An 18,715-nucleotide genomic window follows, 5' to 3' on the forward strand; every position below is an offset into this window, starting at 1 on the left:
GCGTCAATTAATAGCTATAAACCACGTTGTTTTCTCTTTTAGTCGCTAGGCTGGCGAGCAATGCTGATTTTAACGCATCAAGTCGTTCAGCAGATAATGGCTTATCGTTTTGGTCACTGATATAAAACATATCTTCTGCGCGCTCGCCTAAGGTCGTAATACGAGCTGCATGAACCTCAATTTGCTCCTGCAAAAATATTTGTCCAACCCGAGCCAATAGTCCTGGCTGATCCAGTGTCTCTAAGCTCATGATATGCTGGTCAGATGCTTCATTAAACTCAAAGTTGATCACCGTAGTCACTTCAAAATGCCTGAGCTGACGTGGCATACGTTTGTTGGTGAGCTTTAGTACTGTCGGGTCTTTAAAGGCATTAATCAGGCGCTGTTTAAGTTCTTGCTGACTGTCTTCATCGACCAACAGCGTACCGCTAGGATCCAGCAACACATAAGAATCCAAGGCAAAGTCGCGGGTAGCAGTAATAATACGTGCATCTAATACATCAAGATTCATCTGATCGAACACCGCCATTGTAACGGCAAACAGATTCATCTGATCTTGGGTATAGACAAAAACCTGTACCGCATCAAGTGCCAGCTCACGATGCTCACGCAAGACCACCAGCGGTGGACTATCGGCATTAGAAGCAAGCCCAATCGGTGGATGGTTCAAGATGGCTTCGGTATGCCACAAGATATCTTCTGCAATCTCTCGCAAAAAGTACTCATCGCCCAAATCGTCCCATAGTCGCAATACTTCATCGCGATTCATGTGCTGGTTGTTGACATTATCTAGCATCGCGAGCGCTTGCGCACGTGTGGCACTGATCATATCTTGGCGATTGGTAGGCGCATCAATATCGGCGCGCAAAATGCGCCTCGTCTGCGAGTATAGTTGTTTCATCAGCGTCGCCCGCCAGCTATTCCAGAGCTGTGGGTTGGTCGCATTCATATCAGCAACCGTCAGTACATACAGATGATTTAGGTGCGTCACATTACCGATAAGATCTGCAAATATAGTCACCACCTCAGGGTCTGAGATGTCTTTTTTCTGTGCGGTAATCGACATCAACAGGTGATAGCGGGTCAACCAGCCAACCAAATTGGCATCTGCCAAACTCATGCCGTGTGATAAGCAAAACTCTGTCGATTCAGTTTGACCAAGCTCACTATGATCGCCGCCACGACCTTTGGCAATATCATGAAACATCGCGGCCAGTACCAAAATTTCTTTGCGTTCGATACGCTGAAAGATAGCGCTGACCAGCGGAAACTCTTCAGAAAACATAGGATCGGTAAAGCGGTGCAAAATTCGAATCAAAAATAAAGTATGCGCGTCCACCGTATAGCGATGGAACAAATCATATTGCATCAGACCAGTGACTTGAGCGAAAGCAGGAATATAGTTGCCTAGTACCCCATAGCGGTTCATAGTACGCAAACGATGGAACAGATAGTTTTGCTCTTTTAGATTAGATAAAAATAAAGCTTTGTGGACGGGGTTGTCCCTATAAATTTGATCGATGCCGCGTGCTGCAATTTTTAGCGCACGTAGCGTATGGGTACGAACCTTATCAATACCGTGCTGACCCATTAATAAGAACATCTCTAAAATAGATTCAGGATGCTGAGCGAAAACCCGATGGTGCGCTATAGCAATATGATCACCAACACGGTTGAATCTTGCATTGATCGGTTGCTTTTTGGGGCGCTCATCATCAGGCAAGTTGGGTTCTATGATGGTCTCATAGTAGTGGTTGGTCAGCATCTCAGACAGCGTTGATATCTGCATGGCGCAGCGATAGTAATCACGCATAAAGCGTTCAACGGCCGCATTGGGCTGATCGTCTGGCTGGGTCTCGTACCCCATTAGTTGAGCAATCTCACGCTGATAATCAAATAACAGCTTGTTTTCGTTACGACCCGTCAATACATGTAAATAATGACGTATCTGCCATAAGTAGCCTTCTGCAAAGCTGAGCTCATCAAACTCTTTTTCGGTCAAAAAGTTCTGTTGTACCAAGTCATAGAGCTTGCCCACTCGAAAGTAGCGTTTGGTGACCCAGCCGATGATATGAATGTCACGCAGACCACCTGGAGCCGTTTTGATATTTGGCTCAAGATTATACTCGGTGGCATTGTGCTGTAAGTAGCGAGTTTTGGACTCTTCCATTTTTACATCAAAAAAGGCGCGAGGAGACCACTGCTTGTTCACGATTTGGATGGGCATATCTCGCAATGCTTCGTTGCCGATTAACAATCGAGCTTCGAGCTGGGCACTGGCGATGGTATGGTCAAGTGCAGCTTCTAACGCATCATTGACGCTACGTACAGACAGCGCAGGCTCCAGCCCGATATCCCATAGCAATGCGACCAATTTATCAATCTTACTGCTGGCATCAGCGCCGATTTCGTCAGGAGACAACAGCAGAATATCAATATCTGAATAAAGCGACAGCTCACCGCGTCCATAGCCACCCGTTGCGAACAATGCCAAATCCGTCTTATCTAGCTCAAACCATTTGAACAGCGCAATGAGTAAGCTATCAATAGCGCAGGCACGTACTTCGACCAATTGACGAATATTGGTACCACGCTCTAGTAATCGGCTGATATCCTCATTGATTTGTGCCAGCCATTCAGGAATGCCAAGTAGCGCTTTATCTGTCGTATTTTGCTCTGACAACAGCGAGTTATCTGTCGCCGTATCATTTGATAGTAGCGGTAGGGGCGTTAGATCAATAGAAGCGACATCACAAGTAAACATGAGTGTTATCCAATTAAAAGTTTAAAAATAGAGCGTTTGAGCTGCTGATAGCTGATAAAAGTCACCAATAGAATGTACTAATAAATGTATCAATATAAATTATTAACTCATCAGAGTATAAAGACAAAAAGCCAGTAAGCACAATACTCAATCTGTCCTAACTCGATATACGCTAATGATTGGCCAAAAAAAAGACCGCCTAGGCGATCTTTTATTGTCTTACTGTGTCAAAAAACTCAAATCTTCTTCAGGGCGCGTGGTAAATACTTCACAGCCATTGTCTGTTACGACCATCGTATGCTCCCACTGAGCGGACAGTTTGCGGTCTTTGGTAATTGCTGTCCATTCATCTGGCAAGATCTTAGTTTGCCATGTGCCTTGGTTAATCATCGGCTCGATGGTAAAGGTCATGCCGGTTTTTAGCTCAAAACCAGTGCCTTTTTTGCCGTAATGCATGACTTGCGGTTCGTGGTGGAATTCATTACTGATACCATGACCGCAGAACTCACGAACGATACTAAAGCGCTCAGGCTCAACCACTGCTTGAATAGCAGCACCAACGTCGCCTAGACGCGCACCGTTTTTGACCACACTCATGCCAGCATATAAGGCATCTTGTGCGACTTTGCAAATACGCTGCGCCATGATAGAACCATTGCCAACGATCCACATTTTTGAGGTGTCGCCATAGTAGCCATCTTTGATGACAGTCACATCAATATTGATGATGTCACCATCTTTGAGTAGCTTGCTTTCCGTTGGGATACCGTGGCAGACCACGTGATTGACTGACGTACAAATAGATTTTGGGAAACCATTGTAGTTAAGCGGCGCAGGGATAGCCTGCTGCACATTAACGATATAGTCATGAGCGATTTGGTTAAGCGCTTCGGTACTGACGCCAACTTTGACGTGCTCGTCGAGCATTACCAGAACATCACTAGCGAGTTTACCGGCCACGCGCATTTTTTCTATGGCGTCGGCGGACTGAATAAGAGATTTTTTAGTCATCATCATCTGTCTTATAATTATGGGTTTAATGTGGATAGATTATACCATAAATGGATGAATGGCAGTTTCATGTTAAGTGATAGTAAACCTATCATTATTATTGATAATAATTACTTTACCGCATGGTAGAGACCGTTGTGACTCTTTAGTCACGATGATATATTCATATTTTGACAATTTAGTTGAATCTTACAAAATATATAAGTAATGTAATTTTGCATGCTAAAGGGATTAGCTGCCATCTTTGCCGATATTATGAGGTAAAGATAATCACAATTAATGATAACAAGGATGTTGTTATGACGCTTTCCTCATCTATTCGCGCCGCGCTCACGCCAAAAGCATTTTTGCCAATACTGGGTTCTATCAGTACTGGTGTCCTGTTAATGACCATGCAAACCACCTCTGCTCAAGCGGCAGGCCAGTACTACAATTGTGCCAATGCCAATGGCTGCACGCTAGTCGACAGCAAATATTTTACCTCTAATTATACCAAAACTCAGTATCCAGTGGTCATGGCGCATGGACTTGGCGGCTTCACCAAGCTGTTTGGGGTTTTAGATTATTTCAACGGAATTCCTCAGGAGTTGATGAAAGGTGGCTCAGAGGTATATACCACCAAAACATCAGCGGTTAATAATAGCGAAGTGCGCGGCGAGCAGCTGTTACAACAGGTGAAAACCATCACTGCCATCTCAGGCGATCCTAAAGTCAATTTATTTGGCCACAGCCAAGGCGGTATCGATATTCGTTATGTCGCAGGTGTTGCGCCAAAATACGTCGCATCAGTCACAGCAGTATCCAGCCCAGAGCAAGGTTCCAAAACCGCCGATTTTGTCAAAAATGTCCTTGAACCAAATAATAATACAGACACGCCGTCGAACGTCACCACAGAGCTAGTGTCAGGTGTATTTAACCTGATCGGCGGTTTTACCGATGTTGGGTCAGGTATCAGTTTTAAGCAGATACAAGAGCAAGATGGCTGGCAGGCACTCATGGCGCTATCGACCAGTGGTGCTGCCAAGTTCAATGCCAAATTCCCAGCAGCAATGCCAAAGAGCTACTGTGGTCAGCCGTCCAGTACTGCCGCCAATGGTATCAAATACTATTCATTTAGCGGCGTCGGACAAGTCACGAGCGCCCTTGACCCTAGTGATTATCTACTCGCAGCAACAAGCGTACCGTTTTTATTTGAGGGAAATGATGGTTTGGTTTCTGCTTGCTCGAGTCGACTTGGTTATGTGATTCGTGATAATTACATCATGAACCATTTGGATTCAGCAGACCAAGTATTAGGTCTGACGGCATGGGGCGAGTCTGAGCCAAAATCTATCTATCGTACTCAGGTTAATCGTCTGAAAAACGCCAACCTTTAAGCTGACTTGTAAAAAGAACTCTCATCTATGTCGAATAATCGCCGTCCAGCCTATTTATCAATCGCTATCATCGCCGTGGTCGTCATCGCCATCGCTGCGGCGGTGATTATGTGGTTTAAGCCAGATAGTCAACGCATGGATACAGCACAATCAGCATCCATTGGATCTACGGATGCCTCTGAGAGTACGCTATCCACTGCGCTAAATAGTGAGCAAACAGGACAAACCGCTTCAGCCCAGAACCAGTCTGAATTTGTCACTGGGTTGGAGCGTTTGCCGCGCTCATTGAAAGGTACGCAAGTTGATGGCGAAATCATCATCGATGAAAACAAGCAGTTGGTCGTCACTGAAGGTCTACGGCGTTTATTCGATTATTTTTTATCAGCAATAGGAGAGGAGGACGAAGCCGTTATTTTTGCACGTGTCGAGAGTTATATTCGCCAACACACGCCAGAGCCTGCTGCCAGCCAAGCGGTCGCTATCTTTGGCAAATATGTGGCCTATCTCAAAGCACTGCCCGAGATAGAAAAGCGTTATGGTAATCTGCAATTGCAAGCGACCAAAAGTGGTGAGCTAGATTTGAATGCAGTTGCTCAGCAAAAGCAGGATGTGGCTAACTTACGTCAGCAGTATTTTGATAAAACCACCATCGCGGCATTCTTTGGTGCTAGCGATAGTTATGATGACTATAGTATGGAGATGGTCAGAATCAACCAAAATCAGCAAATGAGCGAAGCACAGAAACAAGCCGCCAGACAAGACTATATTAGTCGCTTGCCAGACAGTGCTATCAAAACCAATATCATGCAGCAGGCCAATCTTGGTGAGCTTATGGTTCGTACTGAACAAATGAAAGCGGCAGGTGCCAGCTCTGAAGCGCTATACAATATGCGCCGAGAGCTAGTAGGTGCACCAGCGGCAGAGAGACTGGCACAAGTCGATCAAGAAGATGCCAATTTTGATCAGCGTTTCACTCAGTATCAAACGCAAAAACAGCGCTTACTCAGTCAAAGTGCAGATCCAGCAGAGGCGCAAACTCAGATAGACCAACTTGAGCAGCAGTTGTTTGATGATGCTGAGCGCAAGCGTTTGTCTGGTTATGCAGCGTTGCAGGAAACCAAGACTCAGTAAGCGTATTTCATTAACATTAATTAACTTACAGCAATGTAAGAGATAGGTATGCTAAAAGTGTGAATAAGCTATGATCATTAGGAGAAGTACGGCCCGATATTTGTAGCTTTAGTACAATGGTAGTAATCTTTCAATTGAACCAACAGTCTATTAAAACGATTCTAGGAGCTAATATGAAAAACTTAACCAAAGCATTGATGACTGGTATTGTCATGGTAACGGTACTCGTAGGTTGTCAATCGATGTCAAGTATGACAGCGCCCGCTACTGAAGAGCCAAACATTACCGGTACAGATGTGATCTAAAGCAGTTGCTAATACGCATACGGAGACCTATAAGCATTACTTAAGGTTTCGATAAACGATATCAGCAATCAGATGCGATAGTCGCACGATAAAAACACCTCACTATTTAGTGGGGTGTTTTCGTATCAGCTGACATCTGAAGAGATCTTTTAAATAAAGTATCATCAAGAAAAGTGACATCATCGTTGAAAAATAGCGTCGATAGTAAATATCAGTAATCAGTAGACTTTTTAGGGCAAAAAATATCCGCTAAGTACTTACTCAATTGATAATGACAGTCACTGGTGAGTCAGACAAAATATCGTTACTGTCTGAAGCAGTGAATAAGACAATTAACCATAATAAATCAAAATTCTGAATGCGCTTGTTGGGTCTCGTGTCAAATAGGACCTTATGCTCAGCAAGATTTTTGGATTCAATAAAAAAGGAATGTATATGAAAAATATGACTAAAGTGATGATGGCAGCTACCTTTTCAGTTAGTGCTCTTGCCGCTGGTTGCCAGACAACGGCTACCTTGCCTGCACCAGCCAGTCAGCCCGTCACTGTAGAGGCGTTACAAGCGCACAATTGGCAGTTGGTTGATGCCAAACGTAGCAACGGTGAGCAAGTGTCTCAGCTGTTCTTTGATCCAGCCAAGCCTTTAACGTTAAGCTTCATGAACGACAATGGTAGAAACTACGTAGCATTTATGAACACGTGCAACAATATGAGTGCGGGCTACAGTGTCGTCAATGGTGATGTGCAGATTAAAAACGGCATCAGCACAATGATGGCCTGTCCTGAGCCGCAAGCCAGCTTTGACACAGCGACCCTAGCAACGGTACAAGGCAAATACAGCCTCAGTAAAAATGCCAAAAATGTCCCTGTCTTAACCATCAAAAATGACAATCAAGTGGCTTATTTTAAAGCCGTGTCTAAATAAGTTAGCGATGTATTAGAGCAATATAAATACTCTGTTTAGATTTGATAAGGCCTCACTAATATGTGGGGCTTTTTTTCGTCCAAAGTTTGTCGAATTTTGCGCTACACTAGAGTGATGCTGCTGTCATACCTTAGCGATTTTATTGGATACTATTTTATGTTTAAAACCATTATGTCAAAACCAACCACGAATAACATCACGATAAAAGGGGCTACGACGATAGCGATATTGGCGGCTCTCACTGGCTGTCAGACACTGCCTAGTGCTGAAATAAAAAAGCCGACCAGTACAGTGGATAGCAATCCACTGACCGCCGCTATGCCTGCCGTTGATCGTCAAGGACACATTGCTTATGTGGAAGAGCAAGGGTCAGGGAGCGCCAAAGTATCGACACTCTATAGCATCCGTCCTGATGGCAGTGATCGTCAGCGCATCGATCAGATCACAGGCTATATCTATGCGCCAGCGTGGTCGGCTGATGGGCAACTGCTTGCTTATAGCAAACAAGCCCCGCGCGAGCATCCTAAAATATATATTTACGACCGCAGCAGCAAAACGCGCAATCTAGTCGTCAATGCTGAAGGCAGTAATATGTCAGCGTCATTCTCACCTGATGGTCAACGTCTACTCTATAGCTCAACCGTCGGTGGCAACGCGGATATCTATGAGATGCGCCTGAGCGATGGCGAGACCAAGCAATTAACGACACTACCGAGCACTGAGGTACAGCCAAGCTATGCGGCTGACGGCAAAAGCTTTGTCTATACCAGTGACAAAGTCCGTGCTGGGCGCCCCCGTATCTATCGCTATCAATTCGCGACTAGTAATGCCGTACCTGTGTCGACAAATGGCTATGTCGCTAGTCCTCAGCTCAGTGTAGATGGTCAGCGCATGGCTTACCTAAATGGTCGTAAGGCTGCTGTCATGACAATAGCGACTGGACAAGTGCTCAATCTGGCAGAAACTGGACTCGATGAACCGGCACGTCTATCTCCTTCTGGAAATTATGCGATCTACCCAACACGTCATTCGAAGATCAGCGGGCAAGTAGGTGGTCAAAGTTTAGGAAGACAAAAAGGTGGAGATTTGGTTATTCATTCGCTCTCAGGAAACACAAGTTACGCCATCAATAGCCAAAATGGTGGGGTTGTGCGCTCACCGATATGGGGTCGTTAACAGCCATAGCTATATATTATGTAATGAAATGTATATATAATCATTAATAAAGGAACATAAGTTGATTCTGAAAATAGAAATATAACGGCATCAAGTCGAGCAATCGTCATTCATGTCATACCAAGCTATGTAACTGAGTCATTAAGATACTAGATTAAGTGAGTAAAGGGAGAAGAGGTGTCATGCAAGAGGCTTTTTTAGTATTTATCACTAAAATCAGTTTGTATCCCACGATTATTTTTACGGGGCTTGTGATGTTTGTCACCTTATATTGGGTCGTATCACTGCTTGGTATGACAGATATGGACAGCGTCGATCTTGGTGACGCAGGCGGTGATGTGGATGTCTCCAACTTATCGTCGACTGGTTTTTTCACTGGTCTCATGCTGAAGTTTGGCCTTTATGGTGTGCCTTTAATCATCATACTCAGCTTGATTAGTTTGATTGGTTGGCTGCTGAGCTATCTGTACACTAGCTTTTTACACCAAAACGTTGACTCAGGCATTCTGTATTACTTGTTTGGTACAGGGGCGCTCATTTTTGTCTTGGTTGTGTCCATGTGGTTGACTGGTCTTATCATCTCGCCCATCCGCAAAAATATCGCCAAAATTCCTAAGCGCAATTCGTCTAGTAATGTGGGCAAGATCGCTGTGGTACGCACGCTGAGTGTGACCGATAAGCATGGCGAAGCTGTGCTCAATGATGGCGGCGCAGGATTGATACTCAAGATTCGCTCAGATATGAGCGACAATCAGCTAAAACAAGGCGATAAAGTGGTGTTAGTAGAGTATTTAGATGACGCCAACACCTACCGCGTAACACCTGTTAAAGACAAATAACGCTCATCAATGATATTGGTCAGTGAACGATGGCTCAATAATATAAAAAATAAGTATTTGGTAAATATAGTAAGGGTTTTAAATTCGCTTGGAATGTTTTAATTAAAGGAATGGATATGGATATACTCATTATCGTCGGCGTGGTTGTGGTGCTGGCGTTTGTTTTTATGATGGTTGCACTTTTGATGCTCAAAGCCTTTTACGTCAAGGTTGAGCAGGGCAAAGCACTTATTATCAACGGTGTGAGTAAAATAGCTGTACGTTTTGATGGCGGGTTTGTTTGGCCGGTCATCAATAAAAAAGAGCTGATGAAAATCTCGCTGATCACCCTAGAGGTGGACAGACGCGGCAAAGAAGGTCTGATTTGTGCGGACAATATGCGTGCGGACATCACAGTTGCATTTTATCTACGGGTGAATGAAACTGAAGAAGATGTGCTCAAAGTCGCCAAATCCGTTGGCGTAGAGAGAGCGTCAGATAAAGTCGCGGTCAATGAACTGTTCAATGCCAAGTTTTCTGAAGCGCTAAAGACCGTCGGTAAGCAGATTGATTTTGTCAAACTGTTCGAAAACCGCAGTCAGTTCCGTGACAGTATCGTCCAAGAAATCGGTAACGATCTGAACGGTTATGTCCTAGAAGATGTGGCGATTGACTATCTAGAGCAAACGCCAAAAGTATCACTGGACTCAAGCAACATCCTAGATGCTGAAGGTATCAAAAAGATCACTCAGCTTACCGCGTTTCAAAACGTCATTACCAATGAGCTTGAGCGTGACGAAGAGCTGGCGGTTAAGAAAAAGAACGTCGAAACCCGAGAGGCAATGCTGGAGCTGGAGCGTCAACAAGCCGATGCCGAAGCCAAGCAAAAGCGTGAAATCTCATCAGTAATCGCTCGTGAAACCGCTGAAACTCGCAAGATCGAAGAAGAAGAGCGCAAAAAGTCAGAAACCGCCATCATCATGGTAGAGCAAGATTTGGCGATTCAGCGTGAGAACCAACAACGTGAAATCGAAGTGGCGGGTCAGAACCGCTTACGTGCTGTGGTCATCGAAGAAGAAAAAGTCACGCGTGCTCGTGATCTAGAAATCGTCTCGCGTGAGCGTGAAGTTGACTTGCAACGTATCGAAGCCGAGCGTGCGATTGAGCTTGAGAAAAAAGAAATCGCCAACGTCATTCGTGAGCGTATCGCGGTCGACAAAACTGTGGCGCAAGAAGAAGAGCGTATCAAAGAAGTTCGCGAAGTCAGCGAAGCGGAGCGCTCTAAGCAAACGCGCGTACTGGCTGCCGAAGCAGATGCTGAAGAACTCAAAGTGCGTCAGGTGAAAAAAGCCGAAGCCGAAGAGCTATCCGCCAAGCATAAAGCTGTCGAGATTACCACGCTTGCTAATGCCAATCTGGAAGCCTCCGCGAAAGATGCAGAAGCAAAAATCAAAATGGCAGAAGGTATCAAAGCAGAAGAGTCAGCGCATGGCTTTGCTGAAGCGGCGATTCAAGAAGCCAAATCAGTATCGCTTGAAAAAGAAGGCATTGCGAGAGCGAATGTCATCAAGGCAACTGGACAGGCTCAGGCTCAAACAGACCGTGAAAAAGGGATGGCTGAAGCTGAGGTTATCGCGGCTCGCGGTGCGTCTAAAGCAAAAGCCGAGCGTGACATCGGTATGGTCGATGCAGAGATTGTTGCCGCTCGCGGTGAATCTAATGCCAAAGCCGAGCGTGATGTCGGTATGGCCAATGCTGAAGTTATCGCCGCTCGCGGTGAATCAAACGCCAAGGCAGAGCGTGACGTTGGACTGGCAAAAGCCGAAGTCACTCGTGCGCACTTCCAAGCCGAAGCAGATGGTCTGGTCGAGAAGTTCAATGCCATGGGTAGCATGAGCAAAGAAGCACGTGAGCACGAAGAGTTCCGCATGGGTCTTGAGACCGCGCTACAAGAAGCCTTAGCATCGATTGAGGCAGGTAAAGAGATTGCCAAAGAAAACGCCGAAGTCTTGGCAGTGGCGCTCCAAAAAGCCAAAATCGATATTGTCGGCGGTGAAGCGCACTTCTTTGATAACTTTGCCAAATCATTGTCGATCGGTAAAGCCATTGATGGCCTAGCGGGCAAGTCAGACACGTTAAGCGGTATTATTAATGGGGTTATGGCCAATCAAGCCATGAAAGCCAACCAGTCAAATGATGACAGAACCGCTTAAATGATATTCGACTGGTATAAATATCAGTATTTATAAGCACGCTGCATTTATAAGCAAGCTATCATTTAGGTCGCAGCGTGCTATGACCCATTCGCGCTAAGCATTTTAAAGCGCGATAGCCAACTCATTATTCATGATGAGTTGGCTAATCTAAAAAATCGTATCACTTCTACTGATTTTTTAGATTAGCCAAGTGCTTCTTTACCTTCAATGATTTCTTATTGCCAAAATATAAAAATGGACGAGCAACGATGGCGGACACGCAAAACCCAACCAATTCAGATAGCAAAAGTGATCCTAACGCGAACCAAGCAACTCAAACCGATCAGGCAGTGGCCTCCGGTAATGCTTATGAGCTCATCAAAAAACGCCTAACAGAGCAAGGCAGTCGTCTAGAGCAGCAAACGGCCAAGCTGAATAATGCACGGCTGACGGAATTTGGCAGCACCCAGATGCAGGTGATCGCCCGCACGCGTATCCGTACCGAGCACAACTGTGTGGCGCAGGATATGGTGCAAGTTGGAGACTATCTGCTGTTTGGCTACAACGTATTTATGGGGCTAAAGCGTGCCAGCAATGTTAAGGATGTACTGTCGCTATATCGCTTGATAGACCCTACTGAGAAAAGCGACAGCGATGAGAATCAGCAGAGTAATGGTGGTGATAGTGCAGAGCAAGAGTATCAGCTCGAAGAGGTGGATTTAAAAGGAACGTTTTTAGATCAAGATGCCTTTGTACAAGATTTTAATGAGCTCTATCGCTATTACAAGCAAACACGCCTGATTCAACTGACTGTTAAAGACAGCAAACTGCTATTGGCATTTCAGATTGGCGAACGTATCACTGATATTCGCGTGTTTCGTTTTGCATTAGACTTTAGCCAAGGCACACCAGAGTCTGCCCAAGTCGCCTACGTGGACAATCGCGGCGAGCGTGATATCGAGTTGCCACCTGCTTATGATTTTGATTGGATTGAGACCACGCGAGATCAGATGGTCAATGGTAAGTATCCACACATGAATATCTTGGATACGATATTTGTGGAAACCGTCGGCGGTGACTTGACCATCAAGATTGAGGACAATACGCAGTCGGGGCAGGGTATCTATAGCGAGCCTGTCAATGACCGCACTCAATCGCTGACCGATGCCGAGATTGCCTATGCCAAAGTCGGTAGCTTAATCCTTCTCAAAATACTGCCGTACCGTGAGGACAGTTACCGTTATTTTGTTTATAACACTTTGACCGAAGCGGTGCTGCGTTTGGATGCGATTGGCCAGTCCTGTGTACAGTTGCCCGAAGATCACGGCATTATATTTCCGGGTGGCTATTATCTACAGACGGGCGAGTATAAGCTGTTCGATGCCAACAGTATCGGTGCCAAAAATTTAAAGTTCAAGCGCAAAATTATCTCGACCAATGGCGAGGATGTTTTATTTTTATTTTATGACAGAGAGCTGGGTATCACGGGGCTGTTTCCTTATAACCTGATCAAAAAACAACTGGCAAATCCGATTTATTGTAACGGTATGGCGTTGGCAGACAATGGCCGCTTGGTATTGTTCAGTGACCAAAGTGAGCCGTCGCGCATTCACCCGATGCAGATATGGCACACCCCTTATGCCTCCCCTGAATATGTGAGCGAATTGCCTGAAAGCACGAGCTTCTATGGCAAAATCGGTAACAAAGAGCTGGTGCGTGGCATCTCTGATCTTTATAGTATTACCCGTCTTATCGACAACCAAAGCGTGTCACAAAAACTCTATGAAGAGCTGTCGGACAATACCAGCAGATTGTTTGATAGCTACTATTGGCTGTCTGAGCCTGAGCTGGGCGACGTCGCCAGTAGTATTAAAGAAGTGACAGCGACCGCTGAGCTGGTCATTGATGAGTTTGCCAAAGTTCAAAGTATCCAAAAGCAAACCCAAACCGCGCTTGCCGATGCCGAATCTCAGCAAAATGAGATTTTGCGACAGATACGCGTCACGACATTTGAGTCTGCCAGCGACTATGTCGATCAACTGTCGGCATTAAGACGACAAAAGGGCCGCTTGGTTAGCTTGGAGGATTTGCGCTATTTAGACAGTGATAAATTAGAAGCGTTGCAGGCGCAGCTAGAAGAAGCGGAAAGCGATCTTGCCGAAAAAACCGTACTGTTTTTAAGCGGTGAAGAAGCGCTATCAAGCTACGAAGGAATATTGGTCGATGTCAGTGAGCGCCTAAATACCGCTGAAACCAATGCTGAACTAAAGCCAGTGCTCGATAAAATTGACGATACGGCGCAAGGGTTAGATTTACTGACCGAGCTGCTCGGTACGTTGGACGTTGCTGATGCCACGGTACGCACGCAAATCATCGATGACATCTCGACTATTTATGCTAGCCTCAACCAGAGCAAAGCCAAGCTCAATCATAAACGCAAAAACTTAGGATCGGCAGAAGCGGTCGCGCAATTTGGCGCGCAGTTTAAGCTGTTCGGTCAATCGATTGCCAATGCTCTATCGATTGCCAATACGCCTGAGAAATCAGATGAGCAAATGGCAAAGCTGCTCGTACAGTTAGAGGGATTAGAAAGCCAGTTCGCTGATCCTGAGACCAATAGCGGCGATCAGTTTTTAGCCGATATCATCAGTAAACGTGAAGAGATTTACGAGACCTTTGAAAATCATAAGCAGCAACTGCTTGATGCTCGCAATCGCAAAGCGCAAAACTTAGGCGATGGCGCGCTGCGAATGCTTGAGAGTATAAAGAAGCGCACGCAAAGCACAGGTGTCACGGGCTTTACCGAGGAAGAGGCGCTTAATACTTATTTTGCATCAGATGGTCTGGTGCAAAAAGTCCGCAACATCGCAAAAGAGCTACAAGCGATGGGCTTTAGTGTCAAAGCCGATGACATTGATGCGCGCCTAAAAGCTATTCAAATCGAAAGCTATAAGAGTCTAAAAGACAAATCGGACTTATTCGAAGATGGCGGTCAAATTATTAAGCTGGGCAAGCATCGCTTTTCAGTCAATACGCAGCCATTAGACTTAACCTTACTCAGCCGTCAGCAATCAGATGGCAAGCGCGTGCTCAATTTGCATCTGACGGGTACTGACTATTATGAAGCGCTTAATAACGCTGAGCTGAATGCCTTACGCCCGTATTGGGAGATGAATATCGCCTCCGAGTCCGACAAGGTATACCGCGCCGAGTACTTGGCCTATAGCATTATCGAGAGCGCCAAAAACAGTCAAGACGGTCTGACAGAGACCCGCCTCTACCAAGCCTACGACGACACCGTCATCACGTTAGATATCAATGGTGATATCGATAATGACAGTCCGCTGGCGAAATTGGTCAAAGCCTACGCAACCCCGCGTTATCAGCTCGGTTATGACAAAGGCATTCATGACCGTGATGCCACGCTACTGTTGATGCAAATACTGCCGACGTTACGTGAGGCCGGGCTACTGATTTATACCCCGCAAGTCCGCGCACTGGCGCAACTGTTCTATTGGCAGTTAAATATTGTACAAGCGCTGGGTTTAGACAGTCTGCGTCAATTTGGCTACGACAATTGGCTAAATGAGTCAGTACTGACCCGCGCAAATAACTGGACGGATAGAGCCGCTACCGCTGAGCAGTTGCGCCGTGCGCTCGGTAGTGATACGGCTAAATCCTTACTGGTCGAGGATATGAGCCAAGTGATGCACCGTTTTGTCACAGCCTATCGTGACGAACGTATGGGTAGTAGTAATGATGCTCATCAGCCATCAGATGCCGCATTGGATTCAGAACCAGACTCAACTACCAGCGATGTTCATAACACCAATATTTTTAAGCCAAGCTATGTACAGCTGGCTTGCGAATACTTGGTCAGCGTTATGGGGCAATCAGCGGAACCAAATGCCACCGCATATAACACAATGAACTGGCAAACCAGTAAACAGGCCGAGCAATTGTGTGAGCAGCTTAGTCAAACGCTGAGTAGCTCTCCCGTCAGTACGCAAAGTAATGCCAGTTTTGCACAGCTACAGTCTTCAATTGGTAAGCTTGGCTTCCAACCTAAGTCAGCCTATGAGCTACTAGCCACATGGTTTCATGCACTGCTTGATAAGACTTACGGTAATAGTGAGTCAGCTACCGATCAAGCCGATGATGGCTTGGGTGAGGCAGGTGAGGCGCTTAGTGAAACGCAGCTGGCTGAACGTCAAGAAAAAGAGGCGCTACGTAAGCAGCAGTTAGAGAGTGAACGTCATTATGTGCCTGAAGCGATTGCTGTTTTACTCACTCAACTGAACGATACGCAGCGTGAAGCTTTGGTACAGCGCCTGATTGATTCAGGTGCGAGTTTCGATAAAGGCGGCGCGAATAAAGGCACAGTTAATGCCGCTTCCACCTTGTCGTTCTCTTCACCTCAAGCGTCATCATCAACGTCACTGACCAGTATCAATAACCCTCTCAATCAAGTGCAAAGCTTTGCGCGTCATACAGGTAAGGTGTCACTTGAAATACAAGTGAATAATCTACTGGGTGAGCATACTCGTATTCATCAGCAGAGCCTAACCTTTGCCGTTGATGATTTTTTAAATCGTTTGCATCATCATGATAGCCAAGTGATCCCTGCCTATCGACGCTATCTGGCCATGCGCTCAGAGATATTACACGAGTCAAAAGCAACCCTGCGACTGGCCGAATTTATGCCGCGTCCCTTGTCCTCATTCGTGCGTAACCGTCTGATTAATGAGAGCTACCTGCCACTCATCGGCGATAACCTTGCCAAACAGATGGGCACGGTCGGCGAGGATAAGCGGACGGATTTGATGGGTATCCTCATGATGATATCGCCACCAGGGTATGGTAAGACCACCTTGATGGAGTATGTGGCCAATCGTCTCGGCCTGATCTTTATGAAGATTAATTGTCCGTCACTCGGTCATGATGTCACCTCATTAGATCCCGAAAAAGCCCCCAATGCTACGGCAAGAGAGGAGCTAAATAAAATCAACTTAGCCTTTGAGATGGGCAATAATGTCATGCTGTATCTTGATGATATTCAGCATACGCATGCGGAGTTTTTGCAGAAGTTTATCTCACTCGGTGATGGCACGCGCCGTATCGATGGCGTCTGGCAAGGCAAAACCAAAACCTATGACATGCGCGGCAAAAAGTTCTGCGTGGTCATGGCGGGTAACCCGTATACCGAGAGCGGCGAAGCCTTTAAAGTGCCTGACATGCTCGCCAACCGTGCCGATATCTATAACTTAGGTGATATCATGAGCGGTATGGAAGACATCTTTGCCCTCAGTTATATCGAAAACTCCCTAACCTCTAACAGTGTCCTTGCACCACTGGCAAACCGCGATCTAAGTGATGTGCATCGCTTGATCAAAATGGCAAAAACGGACAATGCCAATCTCGCGCAAGCGCAAAGCAGCGATCTGACCTATCCATATAGCACCTCAGAGATTAACGAGATTATCGCGATCTTGCGTCATATGTTTCGGGTGCAAGCAGTCATTCTGGACGTCAACCAAGCTTATATTGCTTCCGCCTCGCAAGATGATAAATATCGTGTCGAGCCGATATTTAAGCTACAAGGCAGTTATCGTAATATGAATAAGATGACCGAAAAGCTGTCAGCGGTCATGAATGAGAATGAGCTAAACCAGCTGATAGACGATCACTATCTGGGCGAGTCGCAGCTATTGACCCAAGGCGCAGAGAGCAACTTGCTCAAGCTTGGTGAGATGCGCGGTACCTTAACCGACGCAGAAAAAGAACGTTGGGCGCAAATCAAAGCGGACTTCTTACGTAATAAAGCCATGGGCGGCGAAGACGGTGATACGGGCGCGCGTATCGTCGCGCAGTTGGTGGATTTGGCGAGCGGCTTCAATACCATCAGTCGTCAGTTTGAGACGTACTTAACCAAAAATGATCCAGAGCAAATCGCGCGCTTACGAGAAGCAGAGCGTAAGGCCCAGTTAGAGACTCAGATGGAGGCGCAGCTAGCCTCACAAAAAATCCTCGCCGATAGCGTGATCAATAATGCCAAAGTCGTCAGCGATAGCATCGATAATGGCTTTGAGAAAAGCGTGAGCCAATTGCTACAGATATATAAGCACGATCACAAAGCCGAGGGCGAGTACCTCAAGCAAAACCAAGACGTGCAAAAAGCCCTGATGGTGCAGCTGGTCGATGCAGTGGAGCAACTGGCACACAATATGGCAGATAGCTTGTCTCGTAGCTTAGCCGAAAGCCTGATTAAGAACGATGATAGTAAAACCGTAGAGAACGATGCGCCTGATATCCATGAGCAGACCACACTGATGGCCAATGCGCTCAAGCAAGCGCTGGCACCACTAACGATGCGCATGGATGAGAAGCTCGCGATTGATAGCAGTACTGATCAATCTGGTAAACTGATCGTCAACAGTCTCAATCGCCTCAATAAAATATTTGACGATTATGACTAGTAACTGTGACTAATAGCAATGATACGTAGTAGGCTATAGTGACACGTGACTGATGTCGTAAACAAACCAATGAGAAATGTATGGCGCACAAAAAGAAAAACGTTCGAAAAAAACTCTGCCCCGTCTGTGAGCGTGAGTTCAGTTGGACGAAGAAGCTCGATAAAAACTGGGAGAGTATGGTGTACTGCTCAGACCAGTGCCGCCGAATTAAGAAGTATGAGGGTGTCGAACATCAAAAGTAAGATTTCACTGTAACGCAAATAGTCAAAAGTAGATGGGAGCAAACAATGGCACATAAAAAAGTAAACTTACCGCAAAAAACTTGCCCCGTCTGCCAGCGTCCGTTTACGTGGCGCAAGAAATGGGAGAAAGATTGGGAGCAGGTGATTTATTGTTCTGAGCGGTGTCGGCGGGCAAAAGGTAAAGAGTGAGTATCCCAAATTCAAAAATTCAGCGTATCAATTGATAAGCTGAATTTTTTAGAGTTAAATTGTAGTCGCTACTGATATTTGAAATAAAATAAAGCATTCAAAAATAAC

General features: G+C 45.8%; 12 protein-coding genes. 10 read left to right on the plus strand and 2 right to left on the minus strand.

Features of this window, described 5'->3' with window-relative positions:
* Window positions 1-7: 7 nt before the first annotated feature.
* Both glnD and map read right to left on the minus strand, forming a co-directional pair.
* Window positions 8-2,764 carry a [protein-PII] uridylyltransferase gene (gene glnD, locus ACHUET_RS13555; protein WP_394213567.1) on the minus strand — a complete coding sequence of 919 codons (2,757 nt, stop codon included), beginning with the start codon at window positions 2,762-2,764 and terminating at the stop codon, window positions 8-10.
* A 219-nt stretch (window positions 2,765-2,983) separates the two neighbouring features.
* Window positions 2,984-3,775, minus strand: coding sequence for a type I methionyl aminopeptidase (gene map, locus ACHUET_RS13560; protein WP_394213606.1), 792 nt, complete (start codon window positions 3,773-3,775; stop codon window positions 2,984-2,986).
* A gap of 299 nt (window positions 3,776-4,074) precedes the next feature.
* Between map and ACHUET_RS13565 the strand changes: the two genes are divergently transcribed.
* The 10 genes from ACHUET_RS13565 to ACHUET_RS13610 all read left to right on the plus strand — a co-directional run bounded on the left by ACHUET_RS13565 (window position 4,075) and on the right by ACHUET_RS13610 (window position 18,607).
* Window positions 4,075-5,151, plus strand: coding sequence for an esterase/lipase family protein (locus ACHUET_RS13565; RefSeq protein WP_394213569.1), 1,077 nt, complete (start codon window positions 4,075-4,077; stop codon window positions 5,149-5,151).
* A 27-nt stretch (window positions 5,152-5,178) separates the two neighbouring features.
* Complete coding sequence (locus tag ACHUET_RS13570; protein WP_394213571.1) at window positions 5,179-6,282, plus strand: lipase secretion chaperone; 1,104 nt, start codon at window positions 5,179-5,181, stop codon at window positions 6,280-6,282.
* 173 nt (window positions 6,283-6,455) lie between these two features.
* Entirely contained in the window at window positions 6,456-6,587 is a 132-nt protein-coding gene (locus ACHUET_RS13575) for a hypothetical protein (RefSeq protein WP_257785223.1), read from the plus strand.
* A gap of 435 nt (window positions 6,588-7,022) precedes the next feature.
* A complete protein-coding gene (locus ACHUET_RS13580; RefSeq protein WP_201599105.1) occupies window positions 7,023-7,511 on the plus strand; it encodes an META domain-containing protein in 489 nt (162 codons plus the stop codon).
* A 156-nt stretch (window positions 7,512-7,667) separates the two neighbouring features.
* Window positions 7,668-8,687, plus strand: coding sequence for a Xaa-Pro aminopeptidase (locus tag ACHUET_RS13585; RefSeq protein ID WP_394213573.1), 1,020 nt, complete (start codon window positions 7,668-7,670; stop codon window positions 8,685-8,687).
* Between the two features lie 182 nt (window positions 8,688-8,869).
* Window positions 8,870-9,526: a hypothetical protein gene (locus tag ACHUET_RS13590; RefSeq protein WP_394213575.1), complete on the plus strand. Its 657-nt coding sequence runs from the start codon at window positions 8,870-8,872 to the stop codon at window positions 9,524-9,526.
* A 116-nt stretch (window positions 9,527-9,642) separates the two neighbouring features.
* The gene (locus tag ACHUET_RS13595) at window positions 9,643-11,718 is read left to right on the plus strand and encodes a flotillin family protein (protein ID WP_394213577.1); all 2,076 of its coding nucleotides are present in this window, start codon (window positions 9,643-9,645) and stop codon (window positions 11,716-11,718) included.
* A gap of 251 nt (window positions 11,719-11,969) precedes the next feature.
* Window positions 11,970-18,176, plus strand: a complete 6,207-nt coding sequence (locus ACHUET_RS13600; RefSeq protein ID WP_394213579.1) for a DNA repair ATPase — start codon at window positions 11,970-11,972, stop codon at window positions 18,174-18,176.
* A gap of 80 nt (window positions 18,177-18,256) precedes the next feature.
* Window positions 18,257-18,418, plus strand: coding sequence for a DUF2256 domain-containing protein (locus tag ACHUET_RS13605; protein WP_075106903.1), 162 nt, complete (start codon window positions 18,257-18,259; stop codon window positions 18,416-18,418).
* 45 nt (window positions 18,419-18,463) lie between these two features.
* On the plus strand, window positions 18,464-18,607 hold the full coding sequence (locus ACHUET_RS13610; protein ID WP_165596756.1) for a DUF2256 domain-containing protein: 144 nt from the start codon (window positions 18,464-18,466) through the stop codon (window positions 18,605-18,607).
* The last annotated feature ends 108 nt before the right edge of the window (window positions 18,608-18,715 follow it).

Source organism: Psychrobacter piscatorii (assembly GCF_043641605.1).
Classification (GTDB): Bacteria; Pseudomonadota; Gammaproteobacteria; order Pseudomonadales; family Moraxellaceae; genus Psychrobacter; species Psychrobacter piscatorii_C.